The organism is Trichocoleus sp. ST-U1, assembly GCF_039961835.1.
Lineage (GTDB): Bacteria > Cyanobacteriota > Cyanobacteriia > Cyanobacteriales > FACHB-T130 > FACHB-T130.
Window position 1 is genome coordinate 23,007 of record NZ_JAMPJZ010000020.1, and the last position, 11,849, is coordinate 34,855.

Annotated in this window: 10 protein-coding genes; 7 read left to right on the forward strand and 3 right to left on the reverse strand. The window is 46.5% G+C overall.

The window, feature by feature from the left end; translation table 11 throughout:
- The first annotated feature begins 46 nt into the window (after nt 1-46).
- The 3 genes from rodA (at nt 47) to NDA06_RS10070 (ending at nt 2,379) form a co-directional block, all read left to right on the forward strand.
- On the forward strand, nt 47-1,300 hold the full coding sequence (gene rodA, locus NDA06_RS10060; protein WP_190425394.1) for a rod shape-determining protein RodA: 1,254 nt from the start codon (nt 47-49) through the stop codon (nt 1,298-1,300).
- A 97-nt stretch (nt 1,301-1,397) separates the two neighbouring features.
- The gene (locus tag NDA06_RS10065; protein WP_190411693.1) at nt 1,398-1,595 is read left to right on the forward strand and encodes an NAD(P)H dehydrogenase subunit NdhS; all 198 of its coding nucleotides are present in this window, start codon (nt 1,398-1,400) and stop codon (nt 1,593-1,595) included.
- A gap of 115 nt (nt 1,596-1,710) precedes the next feature.
- The gene (locus NDA06_RS10070) at nt 1,711-2,379 is read left to right on the forward strand and encodes an HAS-barrel domain-containing protein (protein ID WP_190411692.1); all 669 of its coding nucleotides are present in this window, start codon (nt 1,711-1,713) and stop codon (nt 2,377-2,379) included.
- A 51-nt stretch (nt 2,380-2,430) separates the two neighbouring features.
- On the opposite strand, the gene NDA06_RS10075 is transcribed toward NDA06_RS10070, so the two are convergent.
- A complete protein-coding gene (locus NDA06_RS10075; RefSeq protein ID WP_190411691.1) occupies nt 2,431-2,610 on the reverse strand; it encodes a hypothetical protein in 180 nt (59 codons plus the stop codon).
- A 59-nt stretch (nt 2,611-2,669) separates the two neighbouring features.
- Here NDA06_RS10075 and NDA06_RS10080 point away from each other — a divergent pair, with 59 nt between their 5' ends.
- A complete protein-coding gene (locus NDA06_RS10080) occupies nt 2,670-4,787 on the forward strand; it encodes a cation:proton antiporter (protein WP_190425425.1) in 2,118 nt (705 codons plus the stop codon).
- Between the two features lie 120 nt (nt 4,788-4,907).
- Here the strand turns inward: NDA06_RS10080 and NDA06_RS10085 are convergent, their stop codons facing one another.
- The gene (locus NDA06_RS10085; protein WP_190432352.1) at nt 4,908-5,366 is read right to left on the reverse strand and encodes a hypothetical protein; all 459 of its coding nucleotides are present in this window, start codon (nt 5,364-5,366) and stop codon (nt 4,908-4,910) included.
- A gap of 157 nt (nt 5,367-5,523) precedes the next feature.
- On the reverse strand, nt 5,524-8,553 hold the full coding sequence (locus tag NDA06_RS10090) for a valine--tRNA ligase (protein WP_190984768.1): 3,030 nt from the start codon (nt 8,551-8,553) through the stop codon (nt 5,524-5,526).
- Nucleotides 8,554-8,709: 156 nt separating this feature from the next.
- Here NDA06_RS10090 and NDA06_RS10095 point away from each other — a divergent pair, with 156 nt between their 5' ends.
- From NDA06_RS10095 to NDA06_RS10105, 3 genes are all read left to right on the forward strand, one after another.
- The gene (locus NDA06_RS10095; protein ID WP_190984796.1) at nt 8,710-9,099 is read left to right on the forward strand and encodes a GxxExxY protein; all 390 of its coding nucleotides are present in this window, start codon (nt 8,710-8,712) and stop codon (nt 9,097-9,099) included.
- Between the two features lie 153 nt (nt 9,100-9,252).
- Entirely contained in the window at nt 9,253-11,346 is a 2,094-nt protein-coding gene (locus NDA06_RS10100) for a GNAT family N-acetyltransferase (RefSeq protein ID WP_190984769.1), read from the forward strand.
- A gap of 16 nt (nt 11,347-11,362) precedes the next feature.
- Complete coding sequence (locus NDA06_RS10105; protein WP_190984770.1) at nt 11,363-11,791, forward strand: ASCH domain-containing protein; 429 nt, start codon at nt 11,363-11,365, stop codon at nt 11,789-11,791.
- Nucleotides 11,792-11,849: the final 58 nt, after the last annotated feature.

An 11,849-nucleotide genomic window follows, 5' to 3' on the forward strand; every position in this document is an offset into this window, starting at 1 on the left:
AATTTGCCTTTTTAATTTTTAACTTTTAATTTTTAATTGTTTAGCAATGTTGCATAAGTCACTAACTGGTTTTCGCTGGCGATCGCTGCTCTCCCCTTGGCAAGAGGTAGATTGGCTGCTATTGGGACTGATTGTTGGACTCACCATTTTTGGAGGTGTGATGATCCGCAGTGCCGAACTTAACCAGGGATTGACCGACTGGTGGTGGCACTGGCTGGTGGGCCTCATTGGGCTGATATTGGCGATGTTTATCGCGCGATCGCGTTACGAGAACCTGCTCCAGTGGCACTGGATTCTTTATGGCATTACCAACTTGTCCCTGATCGCGGTGATGATTATTGGTACCAGCGCCAAAGGTGCCCAAAGATGGATTACTATCGGCGACTTTAACATTCAACCCTCTGAATTTGCCAAATTAGGGGTGATAATCACCCTGGCTGCTATTCTACATGCTCGACCCGCCTCCACGATTCCCGCTGTTTTGAGAGCTTTAGCGGTGACTGGGGTTCCCTGGATTTTAGTATTTTTGCAGCCGGACCTGGGAACCTCCTTGGTGTTTGGAGCGATCGTGCTGGGTATGCTCTACTGGGGGAATGCCAATCCCGGCTGGCTAATACTCCTAGCTTCTCCAGTGATTTCAGCTATCTTGTTTAACGTATTTATGCCCGGATGGTTCATCTGGACGGCAATCATGGGCATTATTGGTTGGCGCACCTTACCGTGGCCTTTGTCGGGTGCCATTGGAGCGATTGTCGTCAACTTGGTGGGAGGCGAGTTAGGGCAAATCTTCTGGGGAGTTTTGAAAGACTATCAAAAAGACAGATTGATTTTGTTCCTTAACCCGGATCTAGACCCCCTCGGCGGCGGATACCACCTGATCCAATCTCGTATTGCCATTGGTGCAGGCGAACTTTGGGGACGAGGGCTTCACAAGGGAACCCAAACCCAACTTAACTTTATTCCGGAACAGCACACTGACTTCATTTTCTCTGCCATTGGTGAAGAATTCGGACTTGCAGGCAGTTTCTTTCTACTATTTATCTTTTGGTTGATCTGCCTGCGCTTGGTGATTATTGCCCAAAATGCCAAAGACAACTTTGGATCTTTATTAGCAATTGGCGTCTTATCGATGATTGTGTTTCAGGTGGTCGTTAACCTAGGCATGACGATGGGACTTGCACCCGTAACCGGCATTCCCCTTCCCTGGGTTAGTTATGGTCGTTCGGCGATGTTGAAGAATTTTTTGGCGCTGGGGATTGTAGAGTCTGTAGCAAATTATCGACACCGATTGAAGTTTTAGCTTTTTGTCATTCGTTATAGGTCGCTGGTTTGACCTATGACGAATGACAGCTAACTGCTATTAAGCTAATAAATGAAAACTTAACCGAGAAAAAATCATGATTCTGCCTGGAGCGGTTGTTCAAGTAAAGAACACTAACGATATCTACTACGGCTATAAAGGGCTAGTCCAACGGGTTGGCGAGGGAAAGGCAGCAGTCCTATTTGAAGGGGGAAATTGGGATAAACTCGTCACCTTCCAACTATCAGAATTAGAACTTGCAGAGACAACAGCAGGTCGCAAAAAAGCAAAATAAGATTGGAAAAAAGTAATTGGTAATTAGTCATGCTTCAAAGTTCATGGTTTTTACCTAAAGAAACATGAACGACTAATTACCGATTACCCATTACCGATTATCCATTACCAAAAATATGCGACTTCCCCTGCCACAGTTTGCCACAGGCGATCGCCCCGCCAACCATATTGCTGAGGTGATTGAGACGGCAACGACTGAATTCCTGGCACAGTGTCTCGATCCAGAAGACTTGAGCTTTCCTGTCATGCCAGCCTTTGGCAGTTGGGTCAAAGCTACGGATGAAGAGTCGGGAAATCTCGTCTTTGCTGTTGTTTATCATGCGGCGACCAGTCCCATTGATTCCATTCACCGCGCAAGAGCCTTGGGGCTATCATTGCAGGAACTGCGAGAGCAGCAACCCCAAATATTTGCCATGCTGAAAACCGAGTTCCGCGCCGCTATTGTTGGGTTTGAAGCCACCCATCAAGGGGTCAATGGTTCTAAGCGACTTGGTGGAACGATTTATCAGTACCTGCCTCCTCGTCCGCCGCAAATTCATCAAGCGGTTTACCAGTGCGAACCGGAGGAAATTGTTCACTTCAGCGAACAGATGGATTTCTTAAGAACCTTATTGCAGGTCATGGGTGCGCCGGTGGAGGCGCTGATTGCAGCAGCGATTCGAGAAATTTATCAACTACGCAAGGCTGACCGTGACTGGTTGGTGCAGGCAGGACGAACCCTCAGCGTCCTTCTCAAGGACGACTACGACCGCTTGAGGTATATTTTGAGCCAAATCCGTTTATAGGCAGCGGATGCCCTAGAAACTTAACGCCTAAAAATTAAAGGTGTCTTGTCCTCAAAATATCCGTCCTTCGCGCTTAGGGCGCAAAAACTTCTGTAACTCTACTTCCATTGGGGCACCCCGTAGATCCAAAATATATTCATCTACTGCACCCAGCACCCCTATTTCTTTAGGGTAGGGCGCAAAAAACGGTTTTTCTGTAGGATGTCTCCAGTGATACCACCATGTTTTCAAAAGTCAGCATCGCTGACTTTTGCAAGCATCGCTTCAAACTCATCTCCAAGCCGCTGTTTATGGAACCGATTTTGCATGTGTTCCGAGAGGAACCAATTGTTCCCTTCGCTCTTTTGCTAGTAGTCATCTTGACCGTGCCCATCCTTTTTGAGCGGCTGCGACTGCCAGGACTGGTTGGTTTGCTGGTAGCGGGAGTGGTTCTTGGGCCTAATGGGTTGCAGCTGCTTCAGAAAGAATCAGAGACGATGAAGCTGCTATCAGATATCGGGTTAGTTTACCTGATGTTTGTGGCAGGGCTAGAAGTTGACATTGAACAGTTCCGCAAAACGAAGCATCGCTCTGCCGGTTTTGGCACGTTTACCTTTTTAGTGCCCCTAATTATGGGAACAATCGTGGGGCGTGTATTCAACTTTGACTGGAACGCTTCCATTTTGATTGGCTCTCTGTTTGCCTCCCATACTCTCTTGGCTTACCCGATTGTGAGCCGTCTCGGCGTTGTAGGGAACGAAGCCGTCACGGTGACAATTGGAGCGACCATCTTCACTGATGTTGGCGCTCTACTGGTATTGGCTGTTTGTGTGGGAATTCATGGGGGTGACTTCACGGTTGTGAAGCTACTCACCCTTTTTGGTTCTTTGATTGTCTACTCTGCCGTCATTTTGTTTGGCTTTGACTGGGTGGGTCGAGAGTTTTTCCGGCGCACTGGGCAAGAAGAAGGCAATCAATTTTTATTTGTACTCTTGGCACTATTTCTCGCATCGTTGGGTGCCCAGCTAATCGGTGTGGAAAAAATTGTCGGAGCTTTCCTTGCCGGTCTGGCGGTGAATGATGTTGTGGGGGAAGGGCAAGTAAAAGAAAAGGTGGTTTTTGTCGGAAGCGTCCTGTTTATCCCCATTTTCTTTGTGGATATGGGGCTACTGATTGATATCCCAGCATTTATTAAAACGCTCAGTTCTATCTGGCTGACGCTAGCGATTGTAGTGGGTTTGATTGGTAGTAAGTTTTTAGCGGCTCTGTTGGCTAAATTTGTCTACCGCTACAACTGGCGCGAGATGCTCGTGATGTGGTCGCTGTCGCTGCCCCAGGTTGCGGCAACGCTGGCTGCTACTCTCGTCGGCTACCGGGTTGGACTACTAACGGAAGAGGTTTTAAACAGCGTTATTGTCTTAATGCTGGTGACGGCAACGCTAGGACCGTTGATTACCAGTCAGTTCGCACCCGGATTAACCGTAACGGAAGCTGAGCCACTAGAGAGCGATAAAACTCGACTGGATGGGGAAAAGGCATCGGCAAGCCATCCTTTTACAGTAGTTGTACCCGTCTACAATCCGCAAACTGAGAAGTATTTGATGGAAATGGCAGCGCTATTGGCGCGGCATGAAGCTGGACGAATTGTGCCTTTAGCGATTACGACAACCAATGCTCAGATGGACGCACCGCAGATGGAAGCTGCGTTCCAACGCAGTGAGATGCTACTTGAGCGAGCCACGGAACTGGCTGGGGAACTGGGTGTGAAAACCGAGCCGTTGCTGCGCCTAGATGACGACATTGCTCGCGGAATTAGCCGCGCTAGCCGCGAACAAAAAGCGAGTTTAATTGTGATGGGCTGGGGCAAACGGACGGGCTTCAGGGCGCGTTTGTTTGGCAATGTGATTGATAGCGTGCTGTGGGCGTCCCATTGTCCAGTTGTGGTGACACGCCTCTTGGATTCGCCTATGAATTTTCACCGCATTTTGGTGCCGGTGGAAAACTTGACGGGGCAAGGGACGCAACCGTTACGGTTTGCGAAAATTCTAGCCGATTCCAATCAAGCTCAGGTAACGTTGTTACACGTCTGCAATGCTAGAACTTCGGCAGCTAAGGTAGCGTGGACGCGATCGCAACTGTCTCTTTTAGCCTCGAAGTGGGCACCGGAGACGAACTTTGAGATTGAAGTGATTAAGCATGAGAATGTGGCGCAAGCGATTCTTAATACAGCTCGTTCGTTTGATTTGATTGTATTGCGATCGCTACGATACCGCACTGCGGGCGGTCTGGAAGTTAGCGATATCACGACCCAGCTGGTTCAACATCTCGCTTGCTCTGTGGTGCTGTTAGGGGAGCCGCAACGAACCACCACCGGCGTGCTTCTCCCCAAGCCGTCGCCAAGGGTTGCCAACGATAATGTCTTAACGTGAGTAATTCGTTTCTCACCTCTGCCCCACCCTTTCCTTGTAAGGGGTGGGGTTTGGGGTTTAGGGTTCTTATCCCAGAAGTATTGCCAAAAGTTGCAAACGTCCCCTGATGCGACGTTCCCTCTAGTTACTACCTCTTTTTTTTAGGTCTGCTTCTAAGGCTTCTAGTTGCTTCTTCTTCTGTTCGAGTTCTTGTTCTAAAGTTTGAATTTGTTCGCGACGCGCTTCCATTTCCAAATTTTTGCGAGCTAATTCCTGACTTTGTAAAGTAAGGTCTTGCCGCCAGTGTTCAGCACGTTCGGCTTCCTGCTGCAAAAAAGCGGGAGTAATGCTACTTGTCAGGTACTGCTGCACTAAATCCAAAACCCAGTTTTTGGCTTCGTGAATACTTAGAATCTGCTGATTCTCGCCAAGGTCTGCCAGAACCAACAAACCTTCGCTTAAGGATGGAATCTCAGCGGCGGGAACGACAGATGCCTTCTCCACCACTGCCCAGATATTGTCAGAGGTTTGCTCAGCTAGGATTCGCAGTTCCATACTGCCTGACGATTCATTTTTTTGCACTTCGGCAAAATATCGCATTGCTATTTTGTCTTTAAATGAATAAAACTGGGCACCCTAACTTTACGGGCGTATTTTATTTTAAACAACCCTTTTCTTCTTCCTTCTATAGGAGGAGAGCGTAACCCAGCTTGGGATTCGTAGGGGCGAGATAATCTTTACCCCTACGCGATCGCTTCTACAGCCGCGCCAGTCGTTCGCGCAGAATTTCTGCTTGTTTCTCGGCTTCGGCAAGGGTGTCCCGCGCTCCCTTAACGACATCAGCGGGGGCTTTATCCACAAATTTGGCATTGCTCAAACGCCCCGAAAGGGCTTTTGCTTCTGCTTCAACTTTGTTCAAATTTTTCTCTAGCTTGCCACGCAGAGCATCCACATCGACAACACCGGCGAGGGGAATCGAAACTTGCACCGTACCCACAACACCTGCGATCGCTTGTGGCGTATCTGCTTGTACATTACTCGCCGATTCTGAGGGAGGGACAGTGGATGGAGGATTGGTAGCACCAACTTGTTTGGCTTCTGAGACACGGCTTCCGAGAATTTGTTTGACCACTGTTGCCACCGCAATTACACCAATGCCCACCAAAAAGAGCAAGGGCAGCAACAGTAAAAATGGCAAGAAAATTGGGCTGATTTGAAAGTTGCCTTTTTCCTTGGCAGACGCCACCTGATTGGGTGTTTCAGCAGATGAAGTTAGCGGATGGGTTTCGGCTGTTCCGGGGATGGTTAATTCTTCCACCTTCGCCAAGTCTTGAATATAAGACTGCCCAGCCAAGAGGATATGCCGTTCGCGATCGCTTTCAGTCTGCAAGATTGCTGACACCTTCACCCCAGGCTTAATATCTGCTTCTGCCCGTAAGTTGCGAATCGTCCGAATTGTGCCAATCAGCAGCTCAAATTGTTGCTCTAAATCCGGGTTAATGAGTGCCGAATCGGGTTTGGGATAAGATTGCAACGCCAAGGTTTTGCCTTCGCCCGCCTGAGTCAGCGTCTGCCAGATTTCCTCGGTAATGTGTGGCATGAAAGGATGGAGTAATTTTAGAATCCCTTCTAGCACATAAGCGAGAGTTTGCTGAGCAACCAACCGCGAGGCGGCGGGGGCATCCGGGCGCAGGCGAGATTTGACCAATTCGATGTACCAGTCGCAAAAATCGCCCCAAAAGAATTCATACAGTCCCTTAGCGGCTTCACCAAGACCATAGTTGTTGATGTAGTCGCCGGTTTGCTGCACTACTTGATGGTAGCGGGAGAGAATCCAGCGATCGCAGAGTTCGAGATCCCCCCCGGTACTTTTTGTTTCCCCCTCCCCGTTAACGGGGAGGGTTGGGGTGGGGTTCCCCAATTGTTGCGGCGTCTTGCCATCCAGATTCATCATCACAAACCGGGCAGCATTCCACAATTTGTTCGTGAAATTGCGGCTAGCTTCAACCGAAGCCGATTCATCGGTCTTGCGGTTGTACTCCATCCGGATATCTTGGCCCGCCCCAGCCACTTCTTTAATTAAGGTGTAGCGCAGGGCATCGGTGCCGTATTTGTCAATCAGCAATAGCGGATCGATGCCATTGTTGGCAGATTTAGACATTTTCTTGCCGTTCTCATCCAGCACTAAGCCGTGGATGTAAACGTCCTGGAAAGGCATTTGTCCCGTAAAATGCCCCGCCATCATCGTCATTCTGGCAACCCAGAAGAAGATGATGTCAAAGCCTGTCACGAGGGTTGTGGTGGGGTAATAGGTTGTTAAATCCGGCGTCTGTTCGGGCCAACCCAGCGTCGAAAAAGGCCACAAACCAGAAGAGAACCAGGTATCGAGAACATCTGGATCTTGTTCTAACTTGACATTTTCCCCAAATTGTGCAAATGCCTTCTCCCGTGCCTCTGCCTCGGTACGGGCGACAACAAACGGCGTTTCGTCGGTAATTGCGTCGCCTGTTTCACTCACCGCATACCAAGCTGGGATTTGATGTCCCCACCACAGTTGGCGAGAAATACACCAATCTTTTAGTTTTACTAGCCAGTCGCGATAAACCTTCGTCCAGCGTTCTGGGACAAACTCCGGTGAATTCCGATCGTCCAGAAACCCTAGCGCCCGGTCAGCGAGAGGGCGAATTTTGACAAACCACTGAGTTGAGAGGAGGGGTTCGACCGGGACTTTCCCGCGATCGCTATAAGGAACCTTATGCTTATACTCCTCTACTTTCACCAGAACGCCGTCTGCTTCCAGTCGCTGCACCACATTCTTCCGGGCAACAAAGCGGTCTTGCCCCTGAAATTCTCCAGCGTTTTCGTTTAAGGAGCCGTCCTTATTCATGATGTTGATAAACGGCAAAGAGTGACGCTGACCCATTTCAAAGTCATTGGGGTCATGGGCGGGTGTCACCTTCACGCAACCCGTCCCGAAAGCCGGATCGACCAATTCATCGCCAATAATCGGAATTTCTCGCCCCATAATTGGCAGCGTCAGCGTCTTCCCAATCAAATGTTTGTAGCGGTCATCGTTGGGATTCACCGCCACCCCTGTATCGCCCAGCATCGTTTCCGGTCGAGTCGTCGCTACTTCCACATAGCCGCTGCCATCCGTGAGGGGATAGCGGAAGTGCCACAGATGCCCGTTAACTTCTTGATTATCTACCTCCAAGTCAGACACGGCAGATTGACTCGCGGGACACCAGTTCACCAGATAATTGCCGCGATAAATGAGTCCTTCCTCATACATTTGGATAAAAGCTTCCAACACGGCTTTGGATAAGCCTTCATCCATCGTGAAGCGTTCCCGCGTCCAATCTACCGAGACGCCCAAACGCCGCAGCTGATTAACAATGGTTCCCTCAGATTCGGTTTTCCACTGCCAAGCCCGTTCTAAAAACTTCTCGCGTCCCACCTCATGGCGAGTTTTTCCTTCTGCCTTCAGTTGTTTTTCCAGTACGGCGTTCACTGCGATACTGGCGTGGTCGGTTCCCGGTACCCACAGAGTGTTGCGTCCTTTCATCCGGTGGTAGCGCACGAGGGTGTCAATTAGGGAACTCTCAAAGGCGTGTCCCATGTGCAAGCTACCCGTGACATTGGGCGGCGGAATGACGATGCAGTAAGGTTCGCCTGGATGATTGGGGTCGGCTTTGAAGACTTGGTTTTCTTCCCAGAACTTCTGCCACTTGGTTTCTGTCGTAGTGGGGTCGTATTGGCTGGCGAGGGCGGGGATTGTTGCGGTCATGCTGGGAAGAATAAATGAAGACGGCTTTACATAAATTTTGCCATACGGTAGGGAAGGGAAAGAGAGAATGAACCGCGAAGACGCAAAGAGCGCGTTGGCGAAGCCTGCGCGAAGCGCTTAGGAAGAGAAAAGAAGAAGGAGGAAGAAAGAAGGATGATGAGGCAGTTAGATGGGGAGGTGGAGCGGTTGGCTTATGATGCGATTGGTGCGGCGATTGAGGTGCATCGGGTGTTAGGGCCGGGGTTTTTGGAGAAGGTTTATCAGCAGGCGTTAGAGGTGGAATTTAGGTTGCGCGGGATACCTTGTCAGCCTCAGAAGCCAGTCCCAGTGAAATATAAGGGTTATACGGTTGGCGAGAATGTCTTAGATTTTCTGGTTGGCGATATTCTAGTTGTGGAATTAAAGGCAGTTGATTCCTTAACTTCTCTTCATTCTGCCCAAGTTATTTCCTACATGAAAGTAACTGGTTGCCAACTAGGCTTACTAATTAACTTCAACGTTCCCATCCTCAAAGAAGGCATCAAACGCATCATCCTCTCTTCTTAACTCTTCCTAAGCGCTTCGCGCAGGCTTCGCCAACGCGCTCTTAGCGTCTTCGCGGTTCGTTAATTAAAAAGCGATCGCCCTTCCACACCGACCACTAAGTCGTCGATAAATCTGAAATGAGTCACAGCAGTAACTTAAGGTAGCAGAAAAAAAGTGACAGAAAATATACAAGTGATGATTAAAGTGATTGACGAAAACTCTCCGCATCTGCAAACAGTCATAGAGCTAGGGGATGCCAATAAAGCAACTCTAAGTTTTTTCCGAAAAGGTGCTTTTTGTGAACACGCGGCTCGTCGCCAAATCATTGTAGCTCTCGATCCTCAAGCAGCGTGTATTGGCTATCTGTTATATGGATATTCGCGTTTGTACGATCGGATAACCATCATTCATCTGTGTCTTGATCCATCACATCGACGTAAGGGAGTGGCTAGAAAACTTGTTGATTACCTAATCAAAATTACTCAACAATATAGTGGCATTGGCTTAACCTGTCGCCGTGATTATAAATTAGACAATACGTGGTCTAAATTAGGGTTTGTTCCTCAATATGATAAGCCAGCTAAAACTCCAGGTAAGGAGTTAACCTATTGGTGGCTAGATCATGGTCATTCAAATCTATTTTCTAACGCTGCTACTCGTCAACGCGAAGAAAAATTATGTGTGGTTATCGATACTAACATTTTTTTTGATTTGTACGATCCTGAAAATATCAATAATGAAGAATCTAAAGCATTATTAGCCGATTGGTTACACACTGAATTAGATTTATGCTTGACTGATGCAATCTTTAATAAAATCAATACAATTACTAACATTGATAAAAGGAAGCATCAACATAGCTTTGCAAAAAAATTCACTCGCTTGCCTTGCCCAACTCAAAAGCTGGATACTGTTTATAAGTCTTTATCAAATTTATTTTCAAAGAAAGCGATTGGTATAGATGAATTTGAATTGCTTCATATAGCTAGAACCATTGCATCAGATTTCCATATTTTCGTTACTCGTGATATTCATATTTTGGATATAGGGGATGAACTATATGACCATTTTAGATTATCAATCATTCACCCTAACAATTTAATTATTCAACTAGACGAGCTTCGCAGAAAACCTGAATATCAGCCTGTCCGTTTAGCAGGTACTTTGTTAAAACAAAACCGCGTGCAGATTGGGCAACAAAATATCTTAACTGACTATTTTCAGTCTTGTAATGAAACTAGAGCGGACTTCCAGCAGCGTTTGCGTCGATTTCTTGCTGAACCAGATAAATTTGAGTGTTTAGTTATTCTAGAGAATGAAAACCAACCAGTTGCCTTAGTTGTATATGACAGACATAAGATACATGAATTAGAGATCCCGATACTTCGGGTTGGAAGCAATCCTTTAGCAGCAACTATTGCACATCATCTACTGTTTCAAGCTGCATCAGTTTCGGCTCGCGAACAGCGTCAATTTACAAGAATCACTGACCCGTATTTAGAAGAAACTTTGACTAAAGCAATTCAAGAGGATGCTTTTATTCGGGTAAAGAATGGATGGCTTAGGGCAAATATAGCAATCTCTGAAAAGGCATCTCAGCTATCACTACATCTTGTAAATTTAGCTAATAATTTCGGTCAAGAGTACGATTTTTGCCGTCAAATTGCTGAAGTTCTTAATAATGGGACTTCAACTAGCGATAACCAAACCATGACACAGATCGAGCGTTTTTTATGGCCAGCAAAAGTTACTGATGCTGACATTCCTATACTTATCATTCCTATAGATCCCCATTGGGCAAAGGACTTATTCGATGATAAATTAGCGTATCAGTATATATTAGGAGCTAAAACTGAACTTGCCTTGAATCGCGAAGCTGTATATTATTGCTCTGGAAATAAATTACGAGGATTGGAAGCGCCGGGACGAATTTTATGGTATGTTAGCGATGATCGTGGCTATTATAATGTAAAAAGTATTCGAGCCTGTTCCCGTCTAGATGAAGTTATAATAGGCAAGCCAAAAACTCTATTTAGGCAATTTAGAAAGTTTGGGGTGTATGAGTGGGAAAAAGTTTTTCAGTTAGCAAAAAATGATTTAAATAATGATATTATTGCTATTAGATTTAGTGACACAGAAGTATTTTCAAGCTCCATAACATTGGAAAAAGTTCAGCAAGTCTTAGGAAATCGTTCAACAATTCAGTCACGGTTTAGGATTCCACCTGAAATTTTTGTAAAACTTTATAGTCTAGGTACCCAAAGTTAGATAAGGGGTGAACCCGATGCAAGTTAATATATTGTTATTATCAATTCGTCCTGAGTACGCGAATAAGATATTCGACGGGACAAAAAAAGTTGAGCTACGCCGGGTTCGTCCTCGCTTGAGTAAAGGAGATTTGGTTATCGTCTATGTTTCATCTCCTAAAAAAGCTGTCTTAGGTTCATTTACAGTCGATAAGATTATTGAAGAACCAATTTTAGAGCTTTGGAATCAAGTTTGGAATAAGGCAGGGATTACATTAGCAGAGTTTGACAGTTATTATGAAGGTGCTTCAGTAGGATTTGGAATTTTATTAAAAAAGCCCAATCGGTTTGAAATACCAGTTTCCTTAGAGCGTTTAAGAGAAAAATGGATAGATTTTAGACCTCCACAGAGTTATCATTATTTGACAGATAGTGAATATGAAATTGTTAAATCTCTAGGTCAGTAAAAGCCAGTAACAATTCCTGAAAAAGGTAAAATATATTTTTTAAGTAATAAATAATCTA